This window comes from Chitinophaga sp. YIM B06452, from assembly GCF_039655965.1.
Lineage (GTDB): Bacteria > Bacteroidota > Bacteroidia > Chitinophagales > Chitinophagaceae > Chitinophaga.
The window spans coordinates 200,815-226,763 of the sequence record NZ_JAWLKY010000006.1 but is presented as its reverse complement, the minus strand read 5'-3'; the positions used below and the strand labels follow the sequence as shown (position 1 = coordinate 226,763).

28 protein-coding genes are annotated in these 25,949 nt (G+C 52.0%); 11 read left to right on the top strand and 17 right to left on the bottom strand.

Features of this window, described 5'->3' with window-relative positions:
* Positions 1–6 precede the first annotated feature (6 nt).
* The 3 genes from R3I13_RS23960 to R3I13_RS23950 are packed head-to-tail and all read right to left on the bottom strand — an operon-like array spanning position 7 to position 3,713.
* Complete coding sequence (locus tag R3I13_RS23960; RefSeq protein WP_346320519.1) at positions 7–1,452, bottom strand: FGGY family carbohydrate kinase; 1,446 nt, start codon at positions 1,450–1,452, stop codon at positions 7–9.
* The gene (locus tag R3I13_RS23955) at positions 1,445–2,452 is read right to left on the bottom strand and encodes a 2-hydroxyacid dehydrogenase (protein WP_346320518.1); all 1,008 of its coding nucleotides are present in this window, start codon (positions 2,450–2,452) and stop codon (positions 1,445–1,447) included. Before R3I13_RS23955 ends, R3I13_RS23960 begins: the two co-directional genes overlap by 8 nt.
* Position 2,453: 1 nt before the next feature.
* A complete protein-coding gene (locus tag R3I13_RS23950; RefSeq protein ID WP_346320517.1) occupies positions 2,454–3,713 on the bottom strand; it encodes an MFS transporter in 1,260 nt (419 codons plus the stop codon).
* A gap of 222 nt (positions 3,714–3,935) precedes the next feature.
* Between R3I13_RS23950 and R3I13_RS23945 the strand changes: the two genes are divergently transcribed.
* From R3I13_RS23945 to R3I13_RS23925, 5 genes are all read left to right on the top strand, one after another.
* On the top strand, positions 3,936–4,700 hold the full coding sequence (locus R3I13_RS23945; protein ID WP_346320516.1) for a DeoR/GlpR family DNA-binding transcription regulator: 765 nt from the start codon (positions 3,936–3,938) through the stop codon (positions 4,698–4,700).
* A gap of 42 nt (positions 4,701–4,742) precedes the next feature.
* On the top strand, positions 4,743–6,578 hold the full coding sequence (locus R3I13_RS23940) for an ABC transporter ATP-binding protein (RefSeq protein WP_346320515.1): 1,836 nt from the start codon (positions 4,743–4,745) through the stop codon (positions 6,576–6,578).
* 81 nt (positions 6,579–6,659) lie between these two features.
* Positions 6,660–6,959 (top strand): DUF3817 domain-containing protein, encoded by a 300-nt coding sequence (locus tag R3I13_RS23935; protein ID WP_346320514.1) that lies wholly within the window; start codon positions 6,660–6,662, stop codon positions 6,957–6,959.
* 80 nt (positions 6,960–7,039) lie between these two features.
* The gene (locus tag R3I13_RS23930; RefSeq protein WP_346320513.1) at positions 7,040–7,609 is read left to right on the top strand and encodes a hypothetical protein; all 570 of its coding nucleotides are present in this window, start codon (positions 7,040–7,042) and stop codon (positions 7,607–7,609) included.
* The gene (locus tag R3I13_RS23925) at positions 7,609–8,364 is read left to right on the top strand and encodes a hypothetical protein (protein WP_346320512.1); all 756 of its coding nucleotides are present in this window, start codon (positions 7,609–7,611) and stop codon (positions 8,362–8,364) included. The genes R3I13_RS23930 and R3I13_RS23925 overlap by 1 nt, the downstream gene beginning before the upstream one ends.
* Here the strand turns inward: R3I13_RS23925 and R3I13_RS23920 are convergent.
* Complete coding sequence (locus tag R3I13_RS23920) at positions 8,361–8,873, bottom strand: DinB family protein (RefSeq protein WP_346320511.1); 513 nt, start codon at positions 8,871–8,873, stop codon at positions 8,361–8,363. The two genes, R3I13_RS23925 and R3I13_RS23920, sit on opposite strands and share 4 nt — an antisense overlap.
* Positions 8,874–8,977: 104 nt before the next feature.
* On the opposite strand from R3I13_RS23920, the gene R3I13_RS23915 reads away from it, so the two are divergent.
* Complete coding sequence (locus R3I13_RS23915) at positions 8,978–9,463, top strand: hypothetical protein (RefSeq protein ID WP_346320510.1); 486 nt, start codon at positions 8,978–8,980, stop codon at positions 9,461–9,463.
* 3 nt (positions 9,464–9,466) lie between these two features.
* Here the strand turns inward: R3I13_RS23915 and dusB are convergent, their stop codons facing one another.
* The 6 genes from dusB to R3I13_RS23885 all read right to left on the bottom strand — a co-directional run bounded on the left by dusB (position 9,467) and on the right by R3I13_RS23885 (position 15,309).
* Entirely contained in the window at positions 9,467–10,504 is a 1,038-nt protein-coding gene (dusB, locus tag R3I13_RS23910) for a tRNA dihydrouridine synthase DusB (RefSeq protein ID WP_346320509.1), read from the bottom strand.
* Positions 10,505–10,544: 40 nt separating this feature from the next.
* Positions 10,545–11,279, bottom strand: a complete 735-nt coding sequence (locus R3I13_RS23905) for a metallophosphoesterase family protein (RefSeq protein WP_346320508.1) — start codon at positions 11,277–11,279, stop codon at positions 10,545–10,547.
* A gap of 35 nt (positions 11,280–11,314) precedes the next feature.
* Positions 11,315–11,869, bottom strand: a complete 555-nt coding sequence (locus R3I13_RS23900; protein WP_346320507.1) for a GNAT family N-acetyltransferase — start codon at positions 11,867–11,869, stop codon at positions 11,315–11,317.
* A 19-nt stretch (positions 11,870–11,888) separates the two neighbouring features.
* Entirely contained in the window at positions 11,889–12,704 is an 816-nt protein-coding gene (locus tag R3I13_RS23895) for a helix-turn-helix domain-containing protein (RefSeq protein ID WP_346320506.1), read from the bottom strand.
* 160 nt (positions 12,705–12,864) lie between these two features.
* On the bottom strand, positions 12,865–14,460 hold the full coding sequence (locus R3I13_RS23890) for a sigma 54-interacting transcriptional regulator (protein ID WP_346320505.1): 1,596 nt from the start codon (positions 14,458–14,460) through the stop codon (positions 12,865–12,867).
* A gap of 12 nt (positions 14,461–14,472) precedes the next feature.
* Positions 14,473–15,309 carry an AraC family transcriptional regulator gene (locus R3I13_RS23885; RefSeq protein WP_346320504.1) on the bottom strand — a complete coding sequence of 279 codons (837 nt, stop codon included), beginning with the start codon at positions 15,307–15,309 and terminating at the stop codon, positions 14,473–14,475.
* A 97-nt stretch (positions 15,310–15,406) separates the two neighbouring features.
* On the opposite strand from R3I13_RS23885, the gene R3I13_RS23880 reads away from it, so the two are divergent.
* Positions 15,407–16,570, top strand: coding sequence for an MFS transporter (locus R3I13_RS23880; protein WP_346320503.1), 1,164 nt, complete (start codon positions 15,407–15,409; stop codon positions 16,568–16,570).
* A gap of 8 nt (positions 16,571–16,578) precedes the next feature.
* Entirely contained in the window at positions 16,579–17,724 is a 1,146-nt protein-coding gene (locus R3I13_RS23875) for an MFS transporter (RefSeq protein WP_346320502.1), read from the top strand.
* Here R3I13_RS23875 and R3I13_RS23870 read toward each other — a convergent pair.
* Entirely contained in the window at positions 17,672–18,292 is a 621-nt protein-coding gene (locus tag R3I13_RS23870) for a pseudouridine synthase (RefSeq protein ID WP_346320501.1), read from the bottom strand. The two genes, R3I13_RS23875 and R3I13_RS23870, sit on opposite strands and share 53 nt — an antisense overlap.
* Positions 18,293–18,407: 115 nt before the next feature.
* Here R3I13_RS23870 and R3I13_RS23865 point away from each other — a divergent pair, with 115 nt between their 5' ends.
* The 3 genes from R3I13_RS23865 (at position 18,408) to R3I13_RS23855 (ending at position 21,981) form a co-directional block, all read left to right on the top strand.
* The gene (locus tag R3I13_RS23865) at positions 18,408–19,403 is read left to right on the top strand and encodes an AraC family transcriptional regulator (protein ID WP_346320500.1); all 996 of its coding nucleotides are present in this window, start codon (positions 18,408–18,410) and stop codon (positions 19,401–19,403) included.
* Positions 19,404–19,587: 184 nt separating this feature from the next.
* Positions 19,588–19,863 carry a helix-turn-helix domain-containing protein gene (locus R3I13_RS23860; RefSeq protein WP_346320499.1) on the top strand — a complete coding sequence of 92 codons (276 nt, stop codon included), beginning with the start codon at positions 19,588–19,590 and terminating at the stop codon, positions 19,861–19,863.
* 3 nt (positions 19,864–19,866) lie between these two features.
* Positions 19,867–21,981, top strand: coding sequence for a protein kinase/lanthionine synthetase C family protein (locus R3I13_RS23855; protein ID WP_346320498.1), 2,115 nt, complete (start codon positions 19,867–19,869; stop codon positions 21,979–21,981).
* A 68-nt stretch (positions 21,982–22,049) separates the two neighbouring features.
* Here the strand turns inward: R3I13_RS23855 and R3I13_RS23850 are convergent, their stop codons facing one another.
* From R3I13_RS23850 to R3I13_RS23825, 6 genes are all read right to left on the bottom strand, one after another.
* Positions 22,050–22,373 carry a hypothetical protein gene (locus R3I13_RS23850; protein ID WP_346320497.1) on the bottom strand — a complete coding sequence of 108 codons (324 nt, stop codon included), beginning with the start codon at positions 22,371–22,373 and terminating at the stop codon, positions 22,050–22,052.
* Positions 22,374–22,385: 12 nt separating this feature from the next.
* Complete coding sequence (locus tag R3I13_RS23845; protein WP_346320496.1) at positions 22,386–23,216, bottom strand: hypothetical protein; 831 nt, start codon at positions 23,214–23,216, stop codon at positions 22,386–22,388.
* A gap of 1 nt (position 23,217) precedes the next feature.
* On the bottom strand, positions 23,218–23,745 hold the full coding sequence (locus R3I13_RS23840; protein WP_346320495.1) for a hypothetical protein: 528 nt from the start codon (positions 23,743–23,745) through the stop codon (positions 23,218–23,220).
* Between the two features lies 1 nt (position 23,746).
* Positions 23,747–24,889, bottom strand: a complete 1,143-nt coding sequence (locus tag R3I13_RS23835; protein ID WP_346320494.1) for a DUF4221 family protein — start codon at positions 24,887–24,889, stop codon at positions 23,747–23,749.
* 126 nt (positions 24,890–25,015) lie between these two features.
* Complete coding sequence (locus R3I13_RS23830; RefSeq protein ID WP_346320493.1) at positions 25,016–25,336, bottom strand: hypothetical protein; 321 nt, start codon at positions 25,334–25,336, stop codon at positions 25,016–25,018.
* Between the two features lie 160 nt (positions 25,337–25,496).
* Entirely contained in the window at positions 25,497–25,817 is a 321-nt protein-coding gene (locus tag R3I13_RS23825; protein ID WP_346320492.1) for a hypothetical protein, read from the bottom strand.
* Between the last annotated feature and the right edge of the window lie 132 nt (positions 25,818–25,949).

The following is a 25,949-nucleotide window of genomic DNA, read 5'->3' as shown; positions in this document are numbered from 1 at the left end:
GTCCGGTCAGTTCATATTCCGGAAATAACCCCGTGTTTTTTCCCACTCGGCATACAATGCGGCAAAATGCGCTTCATCCTGCGGGTGCACGGTTTCCGTGGTTTCATTCATCTGTACGTCCAGCTGCAGCGCCTGGTTGCAGATCAGCGCGCCGCCTACGGCGGAAGATTGCTGGAATTCGTGCCGCAGCTTTACTTTTTTGCCGGTGAGGTTGGCAATGAGCTGACGCAGCACCCTGCTTTGCAGTCCGCCGCCGCAACCCCAGATGTAGTCAGGCTTATGACCGGCCACTTCGGCGAGTATACGGTAGTTCTTAGCAATGGAACAGGCGATATCCAGGATGGTGGCCCATACGAAGGAACCGCGGGTGAGCAGGTGCGACACGGGCGCCGGGAAGATAAACCCGCCGCGGGTGAGCGACACTTCTTCGTCTGCCAGCAGCGAACCAAGCGAGGCCATGCAGAAGGTATGTTTGTTTTCCGCGAGCTCTTTTTCGATGACGTCGTATCCTTCGTTGGGATAGAAGATCTCTTTCAGCCGCTGGTAGTTGAGGCCTGTCACGCCGGCGTTCGCTTCAAACACAAAGCGCCCTGGCTCAATGTCGCGGCTCGTCCAGGTGCGTTCTTCATTATCCAGTGTATACGTTCCCGTTATTTTCACGATGGGCGTGGTGGTGCCGGATACGATCACCATATCGTCTACCGCCGGGCGCGTGCTTTTGATGGCCAGCTGCGTATCGCCGCCGCCTACGATCACTTTTGTATCGGCCGGGATGCCCAGCGCGCCTGCCACATCAGCTTTCACGTTGCCCAGCACTGCGCCGGAAGCGGCGATGGGCGGGAGGAGGGAAGCGTGCAGGTTAAAGGCGCTGCACAGGCCGGCAGACCATTCCATGCGGTCCACGTCATACAGCAATGTTTCCGAAGCCTGTGAGTGCTCGTAACGGGCTACGCCGCTGAACTGGTATTCTATCCAGTTGCTGATGCTGAGGAATGACGCAGTTTGCGCCCAGATATCAGGCCTGCGCTCGCGGATGCCCACCAGCTTCATGGCGGAGAAAAGGGAAGTAGGGTAGCGGCCGGTGAGCTGGTAGATGCGGCTCTTGTCCTGCATGATGTGTTCCCATTCCCTTCCGCGATGGTCGATGTTGGGCAGGCCGGTCAGGGACTGGCCGTCCTTTCCCAGCAAAACGATGCCTTCGCGCTGGCTGGTGGCGGTGATGGCCTTTACAGAGGCGGCCGGCACTTTCGCCAGTACTTCGCGGGCCAGGCGCAGCACCTGCTGCCAGAGCTGCACGGGCTCGAAATACAGCGCATCGGGATAAAGCGGGTCCTTATGATACACGATGTCTTCCCGGGCTACGCCCAGCACCTGGCCCTGCGGCGAAGCCGCGGCTACGCGCACGTTGCCGGTGCCAATGTCCACGATAATGTATGCTTGCTGATCAGTCATTCACTTTCATTGTAAGTATGTCCCTGTTAGCCAGTTCCCTGACCTTTTTATCTCCACCGGCGAACCACGCGGTGAGCGCTTTGTTCATGATCTCCACATGATGGTCTTCCACTTCAAAGGTCGCCCCTGCAATATGCGGCGTGGCGATCACATGCGGCTGGTCGATGATGCGGTAATCCACTTCATCGGGCGGCTCATGGTCGAACACGTCGAGGATGGCGCCGCGGATGGCGTTTGTTTCCAGCGCCTCCAGGAGGTCTTCCCGTTTTACCACGGCAGCGCGCGCCGTATTTACGAAGATGGCGTCTTTTTTCATCTTTTTCAAAAGACGGCTGCCGATCATACCGGTGGTTTCGGGGGTAACGGGGAGGTGAACGGATACAATGTCGCAATCCGAAAATATTTCTTCAATGCTGCACTGCTTATAAGCCGGGTCGTGCTCCTGCACGTACGGATCGTAAAACCGGATCTCACAGGGATAGTTGCGCACCATGCCCGCGATCAGCTGGCCAATGGCGCCGAAGCCCACCATGCCGATGGTTTTGCCGGCCAGCTCGCCGCCTTTGAAGTGCAGGTACGAATCATGCGCGCCTTCCTGCCAGTTGCGGCCTTTCAGCCAATTAATGCCGGGAATGGTATTGCGCAGCAGCATAATGACGGTGGAGATGAACATTTCAGCCACCGCCTGCGCATTGCGGGCCGGCGTGAAAAACACGGGGATGCCCAGCTGCGTAGCCTTCGAAACCGCTACGTTCGACGGGGTGCCGCGGCATACGCCGATAAATTGCAGTTGCGGGAAAGCCGCGATCACATTCGCCGTAACATGGTCGTGCTCCGTGATCAGCGCTTCAGCGGCAGATTCTTCCAGCAGCGCTATCAGCTCGCTTTCGTAATAAGCCCGGCCATGCGGCTTCCAGGGCCGGTAAACGACCTCTCCGAACAATTGTTCAATTTCCCTGATCCCCTTCTCGTTGTAAGGAGCTGTGATCAAAATTCTCATGCTAAATGGTTTGTAATTTTTCTTCTGGTTGAAGGGTATGGTGTAATGTTTTTGCGTTATCCGGCAGCGTGATGAACTTCGTGATGATGGCGCTGATCACATACAGTACGGCCAGTATCCAGATCACGCCTTCGTTGCCGACAAGGCCGATGAACAGGCCCACGATAGCCGGCCCGACGAACACAGGCAAACCTGCACCCAGGTTGAGGATGGCCATGGCCGCGCCTTTATCTTTTTTCACGAGGGAGGGCACCAGCGCGGTGAGCGGCACGTAACCCGCCAGCAGCGCGCCCCAGAGGATGCCTGCGCCCATCACCATCCAGTAATTGTTTTCCCAGATCTGCGGGGCGTAATAAAATAATAAGGTGCTTACCGCGCAGCCCACGCCGCCGAACCACATGATGGTATTGCGCCAGCCGAAGCGGTCGCCCACGAAACCGAATATAAGGTTGAAGATGATGTTGGACGTGAAGATGGTGCCCCAGATGGTGAGCCATTCCGTAGTATCGAAGCCATGCTCGGCCATATACATGGGGAGGAACACGGGGAAGGCGAACTGCGCCGTGGTGTTGATGATGCGCACAATGCCGCCCAGCAACACTTTCGGTTCTTCTTTTACGATGGTGAGGCCTTTTACCAGTTCCTGCAGTTTAGAGCCGCCGGCAGATTGGCTTTCCGCCTTGCTGCGATTGAGCAGGAGAGCAAATACTGCGCCCAGCAGGGCCCAGAAGAGCGAGGTCCATAAGGTATTGAGGTGGCCGAACTCCGTGATGGCCCAGCTGGAATAATAAGCACCCAGCACGTTCAGCCCGCCGGTGAATACGAACCAGAACCATCCCACGGCGCGGCCCAGCTGTTGCTGCGGCGCGCTGTAGGCGATCCATACCAGGAAGGTGTAGGCAAACAGCGGGTATCCGAAGCCGCGCAGGGCGTAGGTGAGCAGCATGACAGGGACGTTCAGCTCAGGCATGCCGAAGCCTACAAAACCAACGGTGCCGAGGCAATAGAGGAGGAGGCCGAGCGCCATAGTGCGTTTTACGCCGAGGCCTTCAGCCAGCACGCCGGAAAACCAGGCGGAGATGGCAATGGTGATGCCATATACAGTGAATAAAGTTGCGGATTGTTGCACGGTCATCCCGTGGTCTACGAGGTAAGGGCTGAGCCAGCCTTGTTCAATACCATCGCCCATCATGAAGATCATAACGCCGATGTATCCCCATAATAACTGGCGTGGAATGCCTGCTTTTTCGAAGGTGGTCATGTTAAATTTGTTAATTCGTGGAATGAAATGAAGCTGAATTAAAAGTAGAAATTAAACTTTATTAAACAAAATTAAATTAAAATAAAGTCAATATTAATTTAGTGTTAAACCTGCCAATAGAGATGTTTAAGCTAATTTTTTACCCCTGAAGCATTGAACCTTACGCCAATAATATATTACTTTTGATGAAAGGTATTTAAACATTAGTAAAGCCGATTCCACATGAACATTACCGAGAGGCACCAATTGATCCTGCAAAAGCTGCAGGAGAACGGAAAGGTGGATATACAGGAACTGAGCGATTCCCTCCAGGTTTCGGGGGTTACGATCCGGAAAGACCTGAAGCTGCTGGAAGAAAAAAAGCTGCTCTACCGTACCAAAGGCGGCGGCAGCACCCAGAACCCCTACACGATCGAGCGCCCGATCAATGAAAAGGAATTCATTAAAATGGAGGAAAAGAAGCGCATCGCGAAAGCCGCGGTGGAGCTGATCGGGCAGAACGATTCCATTATCATAGGTTCCGGCACCACGGTATTTGAACTGACCCGGGTGCTGCATCCCAATAAACATATCACGGTGATCACCCCCGCGCTGAAAGTGGCGCTGGAACTGTGCAACCGGCCTCATATAGACGTGCTCCAGATCGGCGGGCTCATTCACCAAAGTTCTTCCGCCGCAGCCGGCTCCTTCGCGGAACGTTTGCTGGACGATATTTCCTGCGGCGTATTGTTTGTAGGCGTAGACGGCATCGATCCGGAATTCGGCCTTTCCATCACCAACCTCGCGGAAGCCAGCCTTAATATGAAAATGATCAGCCTGGCCCAGACCGTTGTGGTCATGGCAGACAGCTCCAAGTTCGACCGCCGCGGCATCGGCCGCATCTGCAGCCTGGAACAGGTGGATTACATTATTACAGACGGGATGGTAAACGGCGAAACCGTCAAAATGCTGGCTGAGAGAGGCGTGAAGGTGATCATCGCGGAGTAGCGGAGTATTCCAACATTCCGTACCTTCATCACCTGTATGAGCATGAAACGACCAAGCAGAAAACCCGGCGAACCCGACGTGAGTTTCAGGGAACGGATGGCTGCCCTCCGCAACCTGCCTGCCTTCTTTAAGCTGGTCTGGCAAACGAGCCCCTGGCTTGCCGTCTGGAACATTCTCCTGCGCGCCGCGCAATCCGCCACGCCGCTGGCTCTTCTGTACGTCGGCAAACTTATTATAGATGAAGTCGTGAAAATGACGCAGCAGAAGGGCGACCTGTCTTACCAGTACCTCTGGGAGCTGGTAGCGCTGGAATTCGGGCTGGTGATCATTTCCGGGGCATTGGGCCGCGCGATCTCGATGCTGGACAATATGCTGGGCGAACAGGTGGCCAACCACACTTCCGTGCGCATCATGCAGCACGCCGCCACGCTGGACCTGGACCAGTTCGAGGATTCCAACTTTTACGATAAGCTCGAGCGCGCCCGCCAACAGACTGTTGGCCGCACCATCCTGCTCAGCCAGGTGATGACGCAGGTGCAGGATATCGTGACTATGATCTTCCTAGCCGCGGGCCTCCTCACTTTCAGCCCCTGGCTCATCCTGCTGCTGTTTGTAGCCGTGATCCCGGCGTTTTTGTCCGAAACGCATTTCAACGATCAATTCTATGCGCTCGCCTGGGGGCAAACCTCAGACAGGCGGGAGCTGGATTACATCCGCTTCCTCGGCGCCAGCGACGAGTCCGTGAAGGAGGTGAAAATATTCAATCTCAGCAATTACCTCGTGGAAAGGTTCAAGCGCCTTTCCGATAAATTTTATAAGGACAAACTTGACCTGTCTGTCCGCTACAACATCTGGGCGGTGATATTCGCCATCATTGGCAGCGCCGGTTATTATGCGGCCTACGTGATCATCATCCTGCGCACCGTGCAGGGACAGCTGTCCATCGGCGACCTGGCCTTCCTCGGCGGATCGTTCCGCCAGCTGCGCGGCCTGCTGGAAGGCGTGCTCATGCGCTTTACCAGCGTAACGCAGGGCGCCATTTACCTGCGCGACCTGTTCGAGTTCTTCGAAATTTCCCCGCGCATCACGCAGCCCTCCAAAGCAAGGCCTTTCCCCAAACCGATCCTGGAAGGTTTTACATTTGAAAATGTCGGGTTCAAATACCTGCATGCTGAAAGATGGGCCAACCGGCATCTCAATTTCACGCTGCATGCCGGCGAAAAACTGGCGCTGGTAGGGGAGAACGGCGCGGGAAAAACCACCCTCGTGAAATTACTGGCACGGCTATACGATCCTACCGAAGGGCGTATTCTTTTGGATGGTCATGATCTGAAGGAGTACGACCTTGCAGAGCTGCGGATGCAGGTGGGGGTTATATTCCAGGACTTCCAGCGTTACCAGATGACGCTCAGCCAGAACATCGCCGTAGGCAATATCGCGGAGATCGCCAATCCTACGCTCATCGAAAACGCCGCGCAGAAAAGCATGGCCGACGAACTGACGGACCGTTTGCCCGGTAAGTACGAACAGATGCTGGGCAGGCGTTTCAACAACGGCATAGAGCTTTCCGGCGGCGAATGGCAGAAGATAGCGCTGGCCCGGGCTTACATGAAGAATGCGCAGCTGCTGATACTGGACGAACCTACCGCCGCGCTGGATGCGCGCGCTGAATATGAGGTCTTCCTGCGTTTCGCAGACCTTACCCGCGGCAAATCCGCCGTGCTGATATCGCACCGCTTCTCCACCGTGCGGATGGCGGACCGTATACTGGTGCTGGAAAAAGGCGAGCTGCTGGAAATAGGGAGCCACGATGAGCTGCTGGCGAAGAACGGGCGTTATGCGGAGCTTTTCCATTTACAGGCGCAGGGTTACCGCTAAGATTTCCGTCACTGGCGGGTAAAATCCCCCGGCCTGACGAGGATCATTTCCCGGGAAACATTTCCGGCGTAGTATTGCGGCATGGAAAAAAATCCCGCTCCCGCTATCAAACGGTTCAAGATCATCGCCCTGCTGGAAGGCATTTCCTTCCTGGTGCTGCTGTTCATCGCCATGCCGCTGAAATATTTTGCGGACCAGCCCTGGATGACGAAGCAGGTAGGCATGGCCCACGGCTTGCTGTTTGTACTGTATGTGATCCTGGTGATTGAAGTGAAGATCGCGCTGGACTGGTCCTTTCGCAAGACCTTCATCGCGCTTGCCGCATCCATCGTGCCTTTCGGCACTTTCTACATCAACGATAAATGGATGGCCCGTAAATAATATATCTAATATTTTTAACCCCTTGTAACTTCCGGCAGCGCAGCGCCGTTTAACTCCCATATACCCTAAACTACATCCTTATGCTGCGACTGTTCACCCTTTTTATGCTCGTCGTCACGCTCTTTTCAGCCTGCGACCGTTTTGACTTTGGTTTTAACGACCGCAATGCGGACCGTGCCGGTTACCGCGAAGTTGGCGAAGTGCAGGCCTGGGTGCCTGTATATGTAAAGAACGATGATGCCAGTCTCGACGTTTCCGTGAAAGATAAACGCCCCACGGAAGAAGGCGGGAAAATTTTTGCGCTGGGCAACAGGCTTTTCCAGGTAGAAACCGGTGTGGGCCTGCACATCATTGATTATTCGGACAAGACGAAGCCTGTGAAAGTAGGCTTCCTCAACATCCCCGGTTGCCAGGAAGTGGCGCTGAAAGGGAATTCCGTGTACACGAATTCTTTTGAGGACATGCTGGTGCTGGACCTGTCCACCTTCCCCGATGTGAAGATCAAAAGCAGGCTGCCCAACATTTTCCCGGAAATGAAATATCCCCGCCCGCCCGCCACCGGTACGTATTACGTATGCCCGGACGTGAGCAAGGGCCGCGTCTCCCACTGGAAACAGGAAACCGTTCTTAACCCTCAATGCATGAACTGATGAAAATACGTTTACTCCTTATATGCGGCCTGGTTGCTGCACTGGTAGCCGGCTGCGCCAAGCAGGACGGCAGCTCGCCCACCAACGAATTCGCCAACGGTTCCGGCAAAGGCGGTTCCATGGCCCGTTTCGCAATATCCGGCAATTACCTGTACGTGGTGAACAATACCAGCCTGCTGGTATATGATATCAGCAATCCCGCGGAAACCGTCCAGAAATCAATAGTATCGGTAGGCTGGCAGATAGAGACGATCTTCCCATACGACGATAAGCTGTTCATCGGTTCCTCCACCGGTCTCTTCATCTACGAACTGAAAGACCCCACGAAACCCAGCAGGCTGGGTGCTGTAGCTCACTTCCGCGCCTGCGATCCGGTAGTGACACAAGGCAACACCGCCTACCTTACCTTAAGGGGCAACGGTTTCTGCGGCAGCCCGAACAATGCGCTGATGGTGTATGACGTGACGAATCCCACGCAGCCAGTACTGAAGAATCAATTGCCGCTGAAAGGCCCTTACGGCCTGGGCGTTCACCGCGATGCGCTGTATGTGTGCGACGGCGACTCCGGCATGGTGGTGTACAACGTAAGCCGGCCGCTGTTTCCCGAAGCAATAAAGACTATCAAAGACGGCAGCACTTTCCTGGACGTGATCCCGTACAATGATGTCCTGATCGTATACGTAAAAGGCGGCGTGCGATTCTTTGACATCAGCACGCCGCTCAACCCGGTATTGTTATCTGAAATGATGAACTAGCACTGCTTATTGTATTCTTCCATTTCGTCTGCGCTGGGCCCGTAGCTGCCCGGGATGGGCACGTCCAGCAGGCGGAGGAACACGCCCAGCTGCGCGCGGTGGTGCACCGTCTGGCAGAAGGTCATCCTGATGTTCTCTGATTTGGGAAGCACGCTGAAGATCTCTTCGCCGGCGCGCATGGTCCAGGGTTTGGAGAACTGGCTTTCATCCGCGTTCTTAAGGGCGTTGTATCCTTCCTGGTACGATTTCTCGAAAAGTTCCAGCAGGTCTTTGGCGCTGTTCACCGGGGGAGCCACGTAAGGGTCGCCGGCAAAATCCAGTTCGTCTTTTTCCACGATAATGGAAAGCCATCCGGGTATCTCTGCAATGTGTGTGGCCAGTGCGCGGATGTCCATGCTTTTGGGATGGGGGCGGAAGTCCAGCTTGTTATCCGGTATCTGCGCCAGCATTTTACGGGTGGTTTGCGCTTCGTGTTCCATTTCATGGAGCAATTCGGTGATAGTAGCCATAGTAGTACGTTTTTGGTTTATGATACAAAGATGGGGGCGGGGTTTGACAGCCTTATGTCAGCAGTGTTTGAAAATATTCCGTAGATTTAGAGAAATACGTGAAAATGAGATTCATCGCCAGTATATTCTTCGCCGCAACGGCATTTTTGGCAGCCTGTAATTCCGGCGGCACTCCAGGTACTTCTGATACTTCCGATACCTCTGCTCAGCAGCAGGCGGATAAAACACGGCAAATGGCGCAGGCAGGCGCAGCCTGTTACCAGAAAGTGGTGGGTAAGGATACATTTTATTTACAGCTGATCGTGGAAGATGAAAAGGTGAATGGTGTGCTGGATTATAACTTCTTCGAAAAAGATAAAAATACGGGGCTGATAGACGGCTCCATCAACGACAATATCCTCCGCGCCACTTATCACTTCCAGAGCGAAGGCCAGAAAAGCGACCGGCCGGTGGTGTTCAAGGTAATGGGCGAACAGGCGTATGAAGCCCTGGCAGACAGTTTCGACGCCAACGGTGTGCCCGTGTTCAACAGCGACAACAGTTTGCTGAAATTCGAGCCGCAGCCCTACAAGAAAGTGGATTGTAAATAACGCCTACAGCGGGCAGTTCTCATGATAATTCACCAGGCGGATGGGAGTATGCTCCATTTCGAACCCGTCGTAGGTGCGCAGCACTTCATCCAGTACCGCATTGATCTCTTCGGGCATATCCAGCGTTACCAGCCTGCTGCGGAATTCTTTGATGCCCGGTAATCCTTTCAAATAATTCAGGTAATGCCTGCGCATGGCGTAAATGCCGCTGTGCGGGCCTTTCCACTGCAGTGATTTTTGCAGGTGCTGTTTGCAGACGGCCACGCGTTCGGCTACGGTAGGCGCAGCCAGCATTTCGCCGGTATTGAGGTAATGGCGTATTTCCCGGAATATCCAGGGGTAACCAATGGCGGCGCGGCCGATCATGATACCATCTACCCCGTACCTGTTCTTATATTCCAGCGCTTTCTGCGGGCTGTCTATATCGCCGTTGCCGAAAATGGGGATGTGGATGCGCGGGTTGTTCTTCACTTTGGCGATGAGGCTCCAGTCGGCTTCGCCTTTATACATCTGGCAACGGGTGCGGCCGTGGATGGTGAGGGCTTTCACGCCAACGTCCTGCAGCCTTTCCGCTACTTCTTCAATGTTTTTGGTGCTGTCGTCCCAACCCAGGCGGGTCTTTACCGTTACGGGCAGGGAAGTGCTTTTTACGCAGGCTTCCGTAAGGCGGGTCATCAGCTGTATGTCCTTCAGCACGCCCGATCCGGCGCCTTTGGCTACAATGCCTTTTACGGGGCAGCCAAAGTTGATGTCCAGCAGTTCGGGTTGGGTAACATCCACTATTTTGGCGGCCAGGGAAAGGCGTTCTTCATCGCCGCCGAATATCTGGATGCCGACGGGTCTTTCCTCGTCGAAAATATCCAGCTTTTTGCGGCATTTAATGGCATCGCGGATCAGGCCTTCACTGGAAATGAATTCCGTATACATGAGGTCTGCCCCGCTGGCTTTGCATACCACCCTGAAGGGAGGATCGCTTACGTCCTCCATGGGCGCCAGCAGCAGTGGGAAATCCGGCAGCGATATGTGGTCTATTTTTACCATTTGCGGTGGCAAAGGTACGGTAAAATCGGGAGGAACGGGCCTAGTACTGGTTCCTGCCCTTTTCCTGCGGGTAGAGGGTGCGCACAACGTCGCTCTGGAAGTATTTTTTCGTGTCGATGTTCAGCGCGGACAGCCTGCCGGTAAAAGCGGCCCCGGTGTCCACATTCCAGACATTAGCGGCTTTCATGGGCTCCGATATTCCGTAGTTGATAGTGGGCGTGTGGCCGATGAAGATCTCGGAGAAGAGGCGGAGCCGTTTAGGGAAGCGGAGATCGGTCTTCCTGATGCGGGGATTGAGGCCCACGGCCATTTCCCAAAGGGTACGGTCCCACATGTAATTCTTTTCATACCGCTCAAAATCAGGCCCGTGCAGCGATGCGAAGCCGGCATGGATAAAGAGGCGGTTCTGCTCGTCGATATGGTATTTGAGCATGCGGCTGTAGAAGTCCAGGTGTCGCGTCCTTTCGGCGTCGCTGAGCGGTTCGTAGCTTTCTACAGTGGAAATGCCGCCGTGGAAGAGCCAGACGTTATCCGGTTTTTCGCCTGCCAGCCAGGATTCGCACCAGGCGTCGTGGTTGCCTTTCAGGAAGATGCAGTCGCATTGCTGCTCAAGTTCCATCAGGTAGCTGATCACCCCGGCAGACTGGCTCCAGCCGTCCACGTAATCTCCCAGGAAAATCAGCTTGTCGCCGGGCTGCGGGTTTATCTTCGCAATTATCTGTTGCAGCGCCAGCAGGGCGCCGTGAATATCGCCGATCGCATATGTTCTTGCCATGACGGCGTGAAATTAATCATTTAATGAGAGAAGTCTCATTTTAAGGGCGTCAGCAAGGAGTACACGAAAGAATCCAGCCACTTGCCGTCATAGAATTCCGCTTCGTGGAAATGCGCTTCCTTTACGAAATTCATTTTTTGGAGAAGCTTTTCCGAAGCTGTATTCTCCGGGGCTAAGACCGCCTCAATAGAATGCAGCTTCATGGTATGGAACCCGTAATGCAGCATGGCTTCCAGCGCCTCGGCCATGATCCCTTTGCCATGCCAGCCATCGTGCAGCATGTAGCCTATTTCGCCGCGGTAATGCTCCGGCTTCATCCGGAAAAAACCAATGGTGCCGATCAGCCTGTCCACGCCTTTTTCCGTAATGGCCAAATTGATGCCGTCATTACGGTCTGCGAGGCCATAGTACATCTCGATGAGAGCAACGGCTTCCTCCCGCGTGTGAAGTAAGGGACGGGGAATATACCGCATCAGCTCCGGGTTGGAGCGGAGATACAACATTTCATTGGCATCGGATGCACGCAATTTCCTTAACACCAGCCTGCTGGTCGTCAAATCGGGGAAAGAGGAGAATTGTAAGTTGAGCATGTACCGAAAATACGGTAAATCATGCTTCCAGGGCCAGCTCTTTTTTATAGTTGGTAAAATTCTTCCCGGAGGCATTTTTAAAGTACTTTGAAAAATGCGATTTGTCCTCAAACCCGAGGTGATAGGCGATCTCCTTCATGGAATAATTCTCCCGCCGCAGGGCCAGCAGCTTGGCTTCTGATATCACACGCCGGCGGATGTGCTCGCTGGCAGTGATGCCCGTGATGTCTTTGAGCGTGGTGTTCAGATGGTTGGAAGTGACATGCAGCTTTTCCGCGTAATGCGTTACTTTTTTTAGCGCGGTATACTGCTGGTCCAGCAGCTGGAGGAATTGCCGCACCAGGCCGGTTTTGCGGGAAGCGCTCCAGCTTTGCTGCTGGTGATGTACGGAGCGGCTGATGTGGCGCACGATGATCTTGAGGTAATCGCGGATAATGTCTAACCGGTAATGCCTTTCGGATTCATATTCAGCCCTGATCTTTTGCAGGATCAGCTCCACTTCCTGTTTTACGGGACTGTCTACAAGAATGGCGGACGACATATGCTCCGCGCCGAACATAGACAGTTCGTGCACGAGCGGTATGTGCTGGATGAATTCATGGGTGAAGGAATACACCTGGCCCTGGGATTCTTCGGATATCTCCACCCTGCCCGGGGTGGGATTATGGAGGAAAAACAGGCTGTCGCCGCCTGTTTCCACGAGCTTATTCTGCTCGTAATAAGCGCCTGCGCCATTGGCGATATGGATGATCCTCAGCTCATGGTCCTTCTGGGGAGCGGCGCAGGCTGAGCGGATAGACTGGATGCGGAACGGTACATTGTTCATCTGTAGCATATACTGGGTTTTATAGACCTTATAGTGCGAGCAGTATGCCATTTTGGGGATGAACAGCCGTAATCCGCCACGGTAAGGATATACAGCCGAATATTATAACTACTGGGCAGTCTTAAAACTCCGAAATTTCCGGAGTTTGCAACGAAATTGCGGGAATATTTCAGTGGAGGTCCCTGCGGGAGATGCCGAGTTTTTCCATCCTGGATTCGAGGGTGGTGGGTTTTACGCGGAGGATGGCAGCCGCGCCGTTTTTCCCGCGCACTTTGCCGTTGGCCTGGCGGAGGATAGAGAGCAGGTATTCCCTTTCGGTTTGCTGCTGCGCCAGCTTCAGGTCCTGCAGGTTAGTGATCACGGAAGGGGTGGAGTGTAGCAGGTTGTTCAGCGGTTTGGGCAGTTCCAGCGGGCTTTTGCCGTCGCTGAGGATGGCGGCCTGGGTGATGATGTTCTCCAGTTCCCGGATATTGCCGGGCCAGTGGAAGGTTTCCAGCGCGCTCATCATCTGCGGCGATATGCCGGGAAATGGTTTCCCCAGGCGTTTGGCGGCGAGCAGCGCGAAGTGCGTGGCCAGCGGCGGTATGTCTGAAAGGCGTTCGCGCAGGGGCGGCAGGGTGATGGGGAAAACGTTGAGGCGGTAATAGAGGTCCAGCCTGAATTCCCCGTTGCTCACGGCTTTTTCGAGGTCGCGGTGCGTAGCGGCGATCACGCGCACATTCAGCGGGATGGGTGTATTGCTGCCCAGCGGTTCTATTTCTTTTTCCTGCAGCACGCGCAGCAGCCGCGATTGCAGCTCATGCGGCATTTCGCCGATCTCGTCCAGGAAAATGCTGCCGCCCTGCGCCTGTTCGAATTTTCCTGTCCTGCGGGAAGCCGCGCCTGTAAAGGCGCCGCTTTCGTAGCCGAATAGTTCCGATTCAATAAGGTCCGGCGGGATGGATGCGCAGTTGACCCGCACGAAAGGCCCGTTGCGGTGTTGGGAGAGGCGGTGCACAGCCGTGGCCACCAGTTCCTTGCCGGTGCCGCTTTCACCCAGCAGCAGCACGGTGGTATCCTGCGGGGCCACGCGTTCAACGAGATCGAATACACGCAGCAGGGAAGGGTGGGAGCCAATGATAGCCCCGAAGCGGCCATCCTGCGGGATGTCTGGCAATGCGGTCTCTTCCGCGCAGGCGAGATATTCCAGAAGCGGAACGAGCCCTTGCAGCAATGTCAGCTGCTCCTGCGTGTAGGCTTCGGCGTTACGGCTGTATAAACTGAAGGCGGTATTGCCCACGGGCAACACAAGTGAAGCGTTCAGGCCATGCAGCTCAGCGAGTTTTTTGATCCAGGGCGTTTTCTGCGCGGCGGCTTTGAATTTCGTTCCATGTAAGATCAATGCTGAAGCGGGTTTCCGGGGCCAGGGCCATTTCATGCCCGTCATTATGGCAAAAGCGTCCGGGTCAATCACCTGGTATTCATCCCGCCCGATGCGCAGGAAACCGCGATGGTCTACCAGGCAATAATCGAATGGCACGGCGGTTTGAATGGCCCTCACCAGTTGCAGCAGGTTGCGCTGCGGGTGAGCCATGAGCCCGATCAGCGCCTGTTGCAGGCGGATCGCCTGCTGGGCCTGCGTGTTCAGCAGAAGATAGTCTGAAGACTGATCTGCGGGAAAGCTTCCCCTGAAAGCGGAAACGGTATAGCCAGCCTGCTCAAGCAGCGTTTGCAGCTGGTTGTTGTCCGTTGCGGGCAGTTGTATCTTTTGCGGAGTGGCGGCCATGCGGCGATCGGTTTAGTTGGTAAGATATCTCTTCTTGAAATCACGCGGGTTTTCCCCGTTCATTTTGGTGAACAGCTTCGTGAAATAAGAAAGCTGCTCAAAGCCCGTGGCAAAGCAGGCTTCACTCACCGTCTGCCCTTGCAGCAGGAGGTTCTTCGCCTGGTTGATGCGGCAGTGGTTCACAAAATCGGTGAAGGTCATGCCTGTATTTTTTTTGAAGTACCGGCAAAAAGCGGCGGTGGTCATGTGCACCTGCCGGGCGATCTCGTTCACATCGGGCTTCTGGTGGAAGTTTGCGTCGATGTATTGGTAGATGACGGCCATGCGGCTGTCTTTATGCTGCTGGTCCGCCCGGTCGTTGAGCTGCACCACTTCTTTGCTGGTGGCCATAACCTGGAAGATCTCCAGCAGGCAGATCAGCTGCCCGAAATGTTCCAGCTGCTGCATGTGTTTCAGTTTGGCGGCGATCGTGATCTTGGTAAGGCCGGTAAACGACAGCCCGTATTTGGCGCGGCCGAAAAGCTCTTTGATGGCCGATAGCTCCGGCGCGTTGAGGAATGCGTCTCCCAGGAAATCTTCCTTCAGCTGCACCACGATCTGGTTGATCTCGCGCCCCAGCCCATAATCAAAGTTGAGATGCGGCACGTCCGGGCCGATAAAGATCAGGTCGTTGTCGACGTAATTCGAGATATGCTGGCCTACATGCCGTGTGCCGGAACCGCCTTCCACGTATACGATCTCGTACTCCGGGTGGAAGTGCCAGTAAAAGTTCTTTTTGAAGCAGGAAGCGTTCAGCTTGAAGGATTTCCCCTTGTCAGGGAGGATCTCTTCGAATTGCAGGTTGCTCATAACGGTACAAAATTACAGCAATTCGAGTCAATGTAGTACAAATATTGATCACTCCAGAGCAAAAAGGGCGATTAGGGATATAATAATTTTGCAGATCATGCAGATAGCTTATTCACCTGCGCTGAGGCCGCAAAGAGTTTACCGGATCGCACTGAGCATCTTCTTTTTCATCCAGGGCATTGTATTTGCCAGCTGGGCCAACCGCATACCTGATTTTAAAAGCAAGTTCCAGCTGAACGACGCAGAGCTGGGCTCGCTGTTGTTCGCATTGCCTGCCGGGCAACTGGCAGGGATGGGACTTTCCGGTTACCTGGTTTCCCGCTTCGGGAGCCGGGGAGTGCTCATGGTCGCGGCGTTCCTGTATCCTTCTTCTTTACTGTTGCTGGGCCTGGCGCCCAATACCATCATGCTGGCGGCGGCGCTGGGATTGTTCGGGCTGTGCGCCAACCTGATGAATATTTCAGCCAACACGCAGGCCGTAGGTGTGGAAGCGCTTTACCGCAGAAGCATCATGGCCAGCTTCCACGGGCTCTGGAGCCTGGCCGGCTTAACCGGCGGACTGATCGCGCAGTGGATGGTGGTGGGGCATCAAAGCCCTTTTTTGCATTTCTGTTTTATCGTCAGCCTGTCTGTGATACTCGCCATGCTCAGCGGCTCCTTCCTGCTGCCGCGCGATGCGGCGCGGAGCGCGGGCAAGGCCAATATCTGGGTGAAGCCGGACAGGAATATCATTCTCCTGGGGCTGATCACTTTTGCCTGCATGATCTGTGAAGGCGCGATGTTCGAATGGACGGGCGTTTACTTCAACCAGGTGATACATGCGCCGGTGGAATACAGCCGCATGGGTTTCATTGCTTTTATGAGCACCATGGCGGGCGGCAGGCTTACGGCGGATTATTTCATTACGAAGTTCGGCGTGAAACGCATGCTGCAGGCCAGCGGCCTGATCATCCTCACGGGTTTGATGACGGCGGTGATTTTCCCTACGCTCACGACTGCTACTACAGGTTTTTTGATAACAGGGCTTGGAGTTGCGGCGGTAGTTCCCTTATCTTTCAGCCTTGCCGGCAGGTCAAAAAAGATCCCGCCGGGTGTGGCGCTGGCCATGGTATCGTCCATTGGCTTCTTTGGTTTTTTACTGGGACCACCACTGATCGGGTTTATCGCGGAGGGGTATGGACTTCGTTGGTCCTTCACCGTGATAGCGATATTGGGGCTGGGCACTACCTTGCTGGCCGGCAGCATTAAAACGGACGAATAAACGGACACATGGACCAGGCCAGGAAAGCGCGATTTTCCATTGCATTATTTTTCTTCATTTCAGGGTTGGGTTTTTCCACCTGGGCAAGCCGCATTGCGGACATACAGCACCGCCTGCGGCTGAACGAAGCAGAGCTGGGCAGCGTGCTGTTCGCTTTGCCGCTGGGGTTGATGATCACCATGCCCATCACCGGCGTGCTGTTGCAACGGCATAGCAGCAACCGGATCATGTTCGCGGGCGCGCTGGCTTTTAATGCCATGCTGGGCTGTCTTGGTTTCGTAACGGAGGTATGGCAACTGGTGATCGGGTTGTTTTGTTTCGGCGCTTCGCGCAACCTGCTCAATATTTCCATGAACGCGCAATCGGTGGGCGTGCAGTCGTTGTACGAGCGTTCCATCATCACTACTTTTCACGGCATATGGAGTGTGGCGGGTTTCAGCGGGGCGGGGCTTTACTGGCTGATGGTGCGTTTCCATATCGGTACCAACTGGCATTTCCTGGGAGTGGGCGCGCTGCTGGTGATATTGGGTTTCTTTGCGTACCCCGGCAGTCTTGAACAGCCGCCGGCGCCCACGGGCAGGAAGTTTGCGCTGCCTGACAAGACGTTGCTGAAATACGGGCTGATCTGTTTTGCGGTGATGAGCTGCGAAGGCATGATGTACGACTGGAGCAGTATTTACTTTGCGAAAGCGGTGAATGCTTCGCGGGAAGTGGTGCCGCTGGGTTTTGCCGTGTACATGGTGGCCATGGCGGCGGGGCGGTTTGGTGGCGACAGGGTGGTGCACCAGTTCGGCGTGCCTGCGATGATCAAATACAGTGGCATGCTGATCTGCTGCGGATTGTTGCTGGCCGCGGCGTTGCCTGTGCCGGTAACCGCGGGCCTGGGCTTTATGATGATCGGTTTTGGCGTGTCGTGCGTGGTACCCCTGGTGTTCAGCATGGCCGGCAAATCAAAAACGATGGCAAACGGGCCGGCGATCGCGGCGGTGAGCACGGTAGGTTACCTGGGTTTCCTGCTGGTGCCGCCGCTGGTGGGGTTCGTGGCGGAAGCGTTTAGTCTTCGCTGGGCGTTCGGACTGATGGCGGGTTGCGGCGTGGCCATCACTTACCTGATCCTGCAGGCGAAGCGGGAAGAGGCAGCTTCAGCAGCCTGAAAAAAGTTTCTTCATTCATTTCCTTTATACAACCGGAGGGCAGACCGTCCAGCTCCATATCTTCAATCGCCACGCGGATCAGCCGCCTGCAGGGGTGGCCGATGGCTGCGACCATTTTCCGTACCTGCCGGAACTTTCCTTCAAAGATCGTGATGCTCAGCCAGGTGTGCGGAACATCCCACTCCACTTCTCCTTCACGCTGCGGCAGGCCCGTAGGAGCGGGGACGATGTGCGCTTCGCAGGGCGGCGTGGTATAATATTCTTCTCCTGAGATGCGGATGCGCACGCCGTTGCGCAGCTGCTGCAGTTTTTCATTGCTGACATGATTCTTGACCATGACGTGGTATGTCCGGCTATGCGGCTCTTTCCCTTCGAACAGCAGGCGTGTGACCTGTTTGTTGGTCGTGAGCAGCAGCAATCCTTCCGAGGTATAATCCAGCCGTCCCACGGCATGCGTTCCTTCCGGGAAATCGAATGTCAGTTCTCCTATCAGCCGGCCGCTCTTTTCGTTCCCTTTGAACTGGGAAAGCATATTGTAAGGTTTATTCAGCAGAAAGTAACGGTGCATGATGCAAGGTAAACACTAATGTTAAGTTATTATCAATTCTATATGAATAAAAGGTCTGGTACGGTTAATATAACTTAATTGCAACCGTTCATTCAACCGTTGCGAACTCCTTTTTATGCTTAATAACCCATTGCCCGCTAAATTCCAGATGCGGTTCCTTGTTTCAGGCGAACCGGCAGAGGACATCCGGGCCTCCACTGAAATCCCGCTGCAGTACCGCCCTTACCTGCATCCCTTTGCCGCCGCTGTGATAGAAGAAAGTGCGGGAGTGGATATCATTTACCAGGTATCACAAACAGATGGATTTGTGATCTGCAATTATCTTTTTTTTCCAGGGGAAGATGTGGTGATAGAGCCGTATGTAACGCATACCGTCACTTCGTTGCAATTCATGATGAAAGGCAGCATCCGTTGCGAGATGGCCGGGCAGGGAACGATATGGTTCAGGGCGGGGCAGTTTGGTTTTTTACAGGCAGCCAACGGCCAGTTCCGCGGCTGGCTGGAGAAAGGAGCGGTGTACGAGGTATTCCACATCTACCTCGGCGGCGAGCAACTGGCGCACCTGGCGCCGCATTCACCGCTGATCGCTGAATTGCGGCGGCATTCGGAAGAGAGCAGGACAGCGTACTTCCTGCCGTCGTCGTCTATTATGACCAGCCGTTTTTACGAACAGATAAGAGAGATCCGGGGAATGCCGCCTGCACAGCCTTTGCGGGATTTTACGATGCCCGCACATGTTACGTTGCTGCTAAGCGGCGCGCTGACCACTGAAGAAATACCGCAGCAGCGGGATGACGATCATACCCTGTTTGCCGCCATCAGGGCCTATATACAGAACAACCTGGCGAAAGAGTTAGGCAACAGCGAGCTGGCATCTGATTATTGCATTAGTGTATCCAAACTAAAATATGGTTTTAAGCGGATCTACAACGAATCGTTGCAGGCACATGTAAAACGTTCGCGGCTTGAAAGGGCGAAGGACTTGATAAGCGCCACTGCGCTACCTTTGCAGCGGATCGCCCAAATGGTAGGCTACGCGGACTATGGCAATTTTTCGAGGAGATATCACGCCTATTTCGGTCATCCCCCGAGTGCACTAAAGAGACAATAAAAATGTCTGAACAGCTATTTTATCTTATTGTTAATTGTAGGAATTTTATAAGGAAGACACAGAGCGTTTAACCCGAAGAGCCAGAAAACAGACAGGAAATCCCATTCCCGACACGCAGTTTTGCCGCGCTGCGCAGCGGGTGAGCTATTGACCGACCCTTTTACTTTTAAACCATCGCTAATCCATGACCACAGACACGCTGGAGCGTTTGCAGCGCCTTGACTATCTTATCCGTACCAAGTCCACCGGAACACCATCAAAGCTGGCAGAGCGGCTGGGGATCTCCGAACGCTGCATTTACAAATATCTTAACCTGATGAAGGATTTCGGCGCGCCGATCAAGTTTTCGAACGCGCGCCAAAGTTACTATTACGACGAGGACGGATCGTTCATTGTAAATTTTTCTTTCAGAAAAGCGGCCAGTTCCGTGGTCGCGTTTTTTCTCATGTTTAATGCTTAAGATATGCCAGAAGAACAAAGCGTAAGCCTGCACGAAGGCTCAGTTGCCGTGGTACCGCAAAAGGCGGAAAAAAAGGGGGGCAAACGGATCGGTTATTATTATATTATTCTGAAAAGTTTAAAGGAAAGCAGGAAGAACGATGTGGTGAAATGTATCTACATTAAAGGCCTTACAAACTTTGGGTTATGTGTTATCAAAGAGGGCTCGCAGGGGGATACAAAGGATAAGCACGGGCGGGACATTCAGGATAGGCTTAAGTGGCAACGGGAACTGCATGAGCGGTTGGCGAAGAAAGTGAGGATGCCGAAGTTGCTGGGGAGTTTTGAGGAAAATGGGAATTATTATTTGGTAATGGAATATATTAAAGGAAAACCATTACATAGCATTATCCGCAGAAAAAAAGACCTGCCGAAATCACTGCGTAACGGTGAGGTTGACGGCATACAGATGCTCCGGTATCTGGAGCAGATGGTGCATGTCGTGAGAGATTTGCACGAAAACGGCATAGTTCACCGGGATGTTACCATTAATAATTTTATGGTCATGCCTAATGATAAGATCGCCGTTATAGACATGGAGCTTAGCTATTCACTTACAGATCAGTATCCTGATCCTCCGTTTACCCTTGGTACCTTTGGATATATGTCACCCGAACAGGAACAAACAGCGACGCCTACCGTCAAAGAAGACATTTTCGCGGTAGGAGCGATTCTATTGCATGCATGGACGGGTATATCCCCCTATAAATTTGCTGGTATGCCAATGGAGGACTTGGAGCAAGCGGTGCCTTTTTTTGTTGAAGAAGAAAATATTGCATCCATCATTTTGCAATGTATGAACAAAGATGCCAATATGCGTCCCTCACCTGAAACGATTATACAGGTGCTGAAAAAAAACAGGCAAGAAAAAGAGAGGGAGTTTATCAGGCCGTTGCCAGAGAGACATACCTTGCCAGCTGATCTATCCAGAGAGTTGCTGGATAGAGGTATACAAGCGCTAGGTGAATCTGTGCTTGCTGATAAGGAACAAGGGTGGTTTGCTGAACATTTATCGCAACCTGCTGAACATACAAATGATATTAAAAAGGCGTGGTATGCCAGCTTTGGTCGTGGTGTGTCCGGAGTGCTTTATTTCCTGGCGAGGGCCAATGCCGCAGGATATGATGTTTCCAGGACAGCTGCACCAGTTGAGCAGGGGATTGAGCTGATCCGAAAAAAATATACAGGTGATCGGATAGGACAGACTAATAGTGGATTGCATTTCGGTTCTGATGGCATTGCTATGGCGCTTGCTGAATGTCACCGGCTGGGTTTCCTGGGAAAAGACCAGGTTATGAAAGAGGAGTGGCCGCAGTTATTATCTCAAAATACAGAGGATTTTGGATTGATTGGGGGAATGGCGGGACAGGGGATTGCGAACCTGGCTTGTGCAGGTATACTGGAAGGTACGAGGGAAAAATACTTTGCGGAAGAATTGATAAAGGCTCAGCAGGCCGATGGCAGCTGGATAATGGGCAAGACACGCCCGACTTTTCATTTTCTGAACGGGCAGGCTGGTGTAATTTATTTTCTACTTAGGTATAGCGCTTATGCAGGCAGCAAGGATGCGAGGGAAGGCGCCGTAAAAGGAATTCGTCACCTTATTTCGAAAGCGGGGTATTATGGTTCAGGAAGAGGGCTTACATGGAAAGGTACACGGCGGGAACATTCATCGGATCACTGGTGGTGTGAGGGATCACCGGGTATTGCATTGATGTTCCTGAAAGCTTATGAGTTGCTGGGAGATCCGCTTTATGCTACCTGGGCAGGTAAAGCGCTTGCAGGTCATGACGAGCGGTCTCTATGGGGAGGATTGAGTTTGTGTCATGGTGTTGCCGGTTTGGGTGAGGTGTACCTGGAGGCTGCAAATGTATTAAAAGAAGAGCAATGGAGAAATAAAGCCTGGGATTGCTTGCAGGTTATTTTGCACTCTCGCCGCCTGACCTCGAAAGGAGCGGCGTATTGGTTTGTTGAAAAGGAAAGACGGCCGGTAGCGAATATAATGGTAGGGAATACCGGTATTCTGCATTTTTTATTGCGATATCAGCAAACTAATGAATTCGGTTTCCCGGGCCTTTAAGTACATCTTTTAACTTCAGTGGATAGCAAGGCGAAAGAAATATTGCCTTGTCTGCATCTACGGTATAATTACCAATAGCGCTCCGGTTCCGTTTCTGACATCGTTATATCCCAACAATCGGCAGAGAGAGAATTGCTACCTACTACCCATCCGCTGGTAGATGACAGGAATGGGGAGATAATATCATTTCCGGTCTGCGTGTAGGAGCAGTTAAGAATGTCTCCTCCCCATGGTTCCCGACATGTACGGTCGAAAGAAAAGCCTGTTGAAAAGGTCATATGGCCATTAAGGATCAGTTGGCCCGCAGCCGTGGTTTTTTTTGAAGGTATCAAGGTTGCTGCGACGGCAGACGCGGCAAATAATACGATACTAAGGATTGAATTCTTTTTCATAAGTATAAGTAATTAAATAAGCGTTGCTATTCCTAACTGACCGTTCTCCATTAGTAAATGCCCTTTATCGTCCTTGATCAAAATGGGAGATTCGCAATAATGACGTGCGGATTTATTCTGTTCAGAAATAATGACCTTTCCCGTATTGGCTTCTGCAATTACCAGAATGGGCACTTGTAAGGTTCTATGGATAAAAGCAAGATCGCTGTCGCTTATTCTGGTTAATGGGAGCTGTAATATATTCAATACCCCTTCCGGGAATCTTTTTCCAGGAAACTTTGGAAGAAAATCCCGGCTTTCCTGCGGAAGGTTACATTGCAGTATCGCCATATCGCCGATTTGTTCCAGGATATTTTTAGTTAGCAGCCACCGGTACAATTCATTGTTCCCATCAAAAAGGATCGCATATTTATGGGTGGAACGGCTATTTCTTGCTGCATAATCTGGCTGCAGGGAGCGCCATGCACCCTGACTGTTTGCCAATTCGGAAGGGCCGGGAAGAAAGTGAAGATATCCTCCCCGTTTTACAGCTTTTGACTCCATGGCATAGATCAACCACAGCAGAGCAACGCTTTCCGGAGAACCATCAAGGCAATTTCCCGTAACAATTACATGTCCATCCCCAAAGATCCAGTTAAAGGATTCATCCACGATGCCACAACGCAACATGGTGCCCATCATATCCCCGAAACTGCCAGAACTTCCATTCAACAACAATATCCTGGCTCTTGGATGATAAACACCGGATTCTTTGATCAGCTCTTTTTTCAGGCGGATGGAAAATGTTGTTTTTAAAGCGGCCGGTATCGGCGATTGCAACGCAATTTTAACGGTTCCAGGCATTTTATTTGGATTTTGGACGGTAACCTCTGAAAAATTCACTCAAATCCTCCTTGACAGTGGCTGGCAAGGCAGAAATTTTCCTGTAGACATTACCGGAAGAGGTATAATAAAACGCAGGATTGCTGTGATAGAGCTCAAAATCCCCTGCTTTATCCACACTGTCAATAAACATTACCCCTGGAATTTCAGGGATTTGCTTATGTCCGGCATTCTTAAAAAAATGTTTTATATACTTCTGACCACCCTTTAAGGAAAGAATGATATAATGTCCTTTCGGCACTCTTTCTTTGAATTGGATAATGCTGTCCAATGCTTTATCTCTGCAGGAGGGGCAGGAAGCCTGAAGCGGCAGAACCATAAACGCAAGTGAATCCGCCGTCAGTACTGAATCCGGAACAAGTTTGGCCAATTGATAATAGGTGTCTTTCTGACGTTGTGAGTCCTGGACCAGCGTATCATTATTCGGAGGGGCGACTGTCGCCTTACATGCAAAAATCAATGGCAGGGCATATTGAAATAATCTTTTCATTTTACTTGATGCTTATGTGGTTTTCCTGGTATTCCAGGCGGCGGAATGAATACTGGTTTTCTACGGGAGACATTACCTGGGCGTAAAGTTTGCCGTCGGGTGTAGCGAACATCCTGTGCAGTTCAATACCATTCTCAAAATCAGATTCTCCTATGATCTGGAAGTTTTTGTCAAATATGATCAAACGATAAGGCCTGGCGTATTTTTTTGCATTGAAATCTGCCTCTGAAATAGCAGGCTTGGCAACACGGAGATATCTTTCATGGTATGGATCGTAAAATATAGAACCGTATGAATCTGAAATCATGTAGATCCTGCCTTCCTCTTTAACATCATTGACGTCTTCTTTTTTGGAATCTTTGACTGGTTTAATCTGGTATTGGCTTTTAGCAAAATAAGCATGGTGATAATCTTTCAGGTCGGTTTCATAAAGCAGTGTATCCGTGGCAAAACTTACGACAAAACGGCCTTCCTTGTTCATGCAATAGCTGTGTTTGTTGAGTTTTCCGACATAATAGTGATCCGTGTAGGTATCAGGAAGATGGTAGTATCGGGTGACTTTATCAGTTTTAAGATCTACCGACCATAACAGTTTCCAGGAACGCAGGGCTGATTTTGAGCCGTTTCTTGTAGCTGGTGTTACGGAAATGAAAACAGTATCATTTTTCAGGTAAAGTGAATTTTCGGTAGAAATACGCCCTTTCCCCTGGTTTTCCTCACTGATGAACGGAACTTTCCTAATGTGCTTCCCAGCGCTATCAAGCATATAGAATGCATCTCTTGTAGTAACAAAAATGCTGTCGTAATTGTGGAAATAAGCTGAATTAACGGAATTCGGTTTGAAAAATCGCTGCAGGTCGATTCTGTCTGCCTGGTGATTAGATGGATAATCGTAAAGTATAATACTTGCAGACATCTGTTCGAAAAAAGCGATGTAAGTTTTTCCGTTGAATTGGCGTACACTCCAGGATTCCAGGTCGCTGAACGATTCTTCATCCGCCAGGAAATTAATAGTGTCCTGAGTAGCAATAATATTATAGGAATGATAAGCAGGTTGCGGATAATACAATTGCGGTTCCGGGTTGCCATGTTTGCATGCGATGATGAACAACATTATAAATATACTCGGTATGAAGGCTTTCATATTTAAACAATGGTGATTGATGTACGATAATAACATATTATACGCATTCAGGAATAGGGAATACCGTTCCAGTTTTGAAACGTTATTCCCTATGTATTTTTCATTGATCGCGGTGATCAACTTCGATTAAGGAAGAGTCGGCTCGGTTGCGCTGAGTGTAACCGCCAGTTGGGTACCGGTGATAGAATGGCTATCTACTACGTTAGCGCTCGTTGAGGAGAATCCGACATTGAGATTGTTATTGCCGGTCCGTGTATAGGAGCAGTTCAACGCATCACCTGTTTGAGGAGCACGACAGGTTCTGTCTGGTTGATTGCCTGTAGACTGGGTCAGGTGGCCGTTGCCTGCCACTTGGCCAGCGGCATTTGTTTTTTGGGCTGGAATAAAGGCTGCGGTGATTGCGGAAACTGCCAGCAGGGACAAGCCGAGAATTGAATACTTCTTCATGATTAATAGTTTTTGGGTTTTGGAATATTGTGAATCAATGGCCATTGTGATTTAACTCAAAATTAAAATAGCCCACTGTACATTTCGTACAGTAGGCTATTCTTATATGGCAATTATTTGGCTGCGATGATATTGCAGCATTGAATTTACAGGTGATTATTTACGGGCAAGGTGGTTCTGTGAAAGTGAATGTAAATGCCAGCTGGGTAACAGAGCCGGAATTGCTCCCGACTACATTTGCACTGGTTGAAGAGAACCCTACATTGAGATTGTTATTGCCAGTCAGCGTATAGGTGCAATTCAATACATCGCCTGGGTGAGGAGCACGGCAAGTTTCATCGGGCTGATTGCCGGTAGACATAGTCAGGTGACCTGGGCAGCGTTGTTGCTTGATAGCTTTAGTTTTTGAAATTGGGACTAGGGCTGCGGTAACTATTGAAGCCGCCAAAAGTGGCAAGCCGAGCATTGAGTACTTATTCATAATTAATGGTTTTTAGTTTAAGAATTATTCCGAATCAGATGTCAAGGCGATCGGGAGCCGCCTCGAACCTGTAGGAGGGTTCAGTTTCGGTATAGGTAATCAATGGCCTGTCAAAGCTAATGGAGTTACTGC

Excerpts from the sequence above, each read along its gene's own strand:
- R3I13_RS23960 (WP_346320519.1), bottom strand. The coding sequence starts at position 1,452 with ATGACTGATCAGCAAGCATACATTATCGTGGACATTGGCACCGGCAAC.
- R3I13_RS23920 (WP_346320511.1), bottom strand. The coding sequence starts at position 8,873 with ATGGCTACTATCACCGAATTGCTCCATGAAATGGAACACGAAGCGCAA.
- R3I13_RS23895 (WP_346320506.1), bottom strand. The coding sequence starts at position 12,704 with ATGCTACAGATGAACAATGTACCGTTCCGCATCCAGTCTATCCGCTCA.
- R3I13_RS23905 (WP_346320508.1), bottom strand. The coding sequence starts at position 11,279 with ATGGCAAGAACATATGCGATCGGCGATATTCACGGCGCCCTGCTGGCG.
- R3I13_RS23930 (WP_346320513.1), top strand. The coding sequence starts at position 7,040 with ATGCTGCGACTGTTCACCCTTTTTATGCTCGTCGTCACGCTCTTTTCA.
- R3I13_RS23835 (WP_346320494.1), bottom strand. The coding sequence starts at position 24,889 with ATGAAAGCCTTCATACCGAGTATATTTATAATGTTGTTCATCATCGCA.
- R3I13_RS23885 (WP_346320504.1), bottom strand. The coding sequence starts at position 15,309 with ATGAGCAACCTGCAATTCGAAGAGATCCTCCCTGACAAGGGGAAATCC.
- R3I13_RS23945 (WP_346320516.1), top strand. The coding sequence starts at position 3,936 with ATGAACATTACCGAGAGGCACCAATTGATCCTGCAAAAGCTGCAGGAG.
- dusB (WP_346320509.1), bottom strand. The coding sequence starts at position 10,504 with ATGGTAAAAATAGACCACATATCGCTGCCGGATTTCCCACTGCTGCTG.
- R3I13_RS23840 (WP_346320495.1), bottom strand. The coding sequence starts at position 23,745 with ATGAAAAGATTATTTCAATATGCCCTGCCATTGATTTTTGCATGTAAG.
- R3I13_RS23900 (WP_346320507.1), bottom strand. The coding sequence starts at position 11,869 with ATGCTCAACTTACAATTCTCCTCTTTCCCCGATTTGACGACCAGCAGG.
- R3I13_RS23940 (WP_346320515.1), top strand. The coding sequence starts at position 4,743 with ATGAAACGACCAAGCAGAAAACCCGGCGAACCCGACGTGAGTTTCAGG.
- R3I13_RS23860 (WP_346320499.1), top strand. The coding sequence starts at position 19,588 with ATGACCACAGACACGCTGGAGCGTTTGCAGCGCCTTGACTATCTTATC.
- R3I13_RS23870 (WP_346320501.1), bottom strand. The coding sequence starts at position 18,292 with ATGCACCGTTACTTTCTGCTGAATAAACCTTACAATATGCTTTCCCAG.
- R3I13_RS23865 (WP_346320500.1), top strand. The coding sequence starts at position 18,408 with ATGCTTAATAACCCATTGCCCGCTAAATTCCAGATGCGGTTCCTTGTT.
- R3I13_RS23890 (WP_346320505.1), bottom strand. The coding sequence starts at position 14,460 with ATGGCCGCCACTCCGCAAAAGATACAACTGCCCGCAACGGACAACAAC.
- R3I13_RS23845 (WP_346320496.1), bottom strand. The coding sequence starts at position 23,216 with ATGCCTGGAACCGTTAAAATTGCGTTGCAATCGCCGATACCGGCCGCT.
- R3I13_RS23850 (WP_346320497.1), bottom strand. The coding sequence starts at position 22,373 with ATGAAAAAGAATTCAATCCTTAGTATCGTATTATTTGCCGCGTCTGCC.
- R3I13_RS23925 (WP_346320512.1), top strand. The coding sequence starts at position 7,609 with ATGAAAATACGTTTACTCCTTATATGCGGCCTGGTTGCTGCACTGGTA.
- R3I13_RS23880 (WP_346320503.1), top strand. The coding sequence starts at position 15,407 with ATGCAGATAGCTTATTCACCTGCGCTGAGGCCGCAAAGAGTTTACCGG.
- R3I13_RS23855 (WP_346320498.1), top strand. The coding sequence starts at position 19,867 with ATGCCAGAAGAACAAAGCGTAAGCCTGCACGAAGGCTCAGTTGCCGTG.
- R3I13_RS23875 (WP_346320502.1), top strand. The coding sequence starts at position 16,579 with ATGGACCAGGCCAGGAAAGCGCGATTTTCCATTGCATTATTTTTCTTC.
- R3I13_RS23915 (WP_346320510.1), top strand. The coding sequence starts at position 8,978 with ATGAGATTCATCGCCAGTATATTCTTCGCCGCAACGGCATTTTTGGCA.
- R3I13_RS23935 (WP_346320514.1), top strand. The coding sequence starts at position 6,660 with ATGGAAAAAAATCCCGCTCCCGCTATCAAACGGTTCAAGATCATCGCC.
- R3I13_RS23825 (WP_346320492.1), bottom strand. The coding sequence starts at position 25,817 with ATGAATAAGTACTCAATGCTCGGCTTGCCACTTTTGGCGGCTTCAATA.
- R3I13_RS23830 (WP_346320493.1), bottom strand. The coding sequence starts at position 25,336 with ATGAAGAAGTATTCAATTCTCGGCTTGTCCCTGCTGGCAGTTTCCGCA.
- R3I13_RS23950 (WP_346320517.1), bottom strand. The coding sequence starts at position 3,713 with ATGACCACCTTCGAAAAAGCAGGCATTCCACGCCAGTTATTATGGGGA.
- R3I13_RS23955 (WP_346320518.1), bottom strand. The coding sequence starts at position 2,452 with ATGAGAATTTTGATCACAGCTCCTTACAACGAGAAGGGGATCAGGGAA.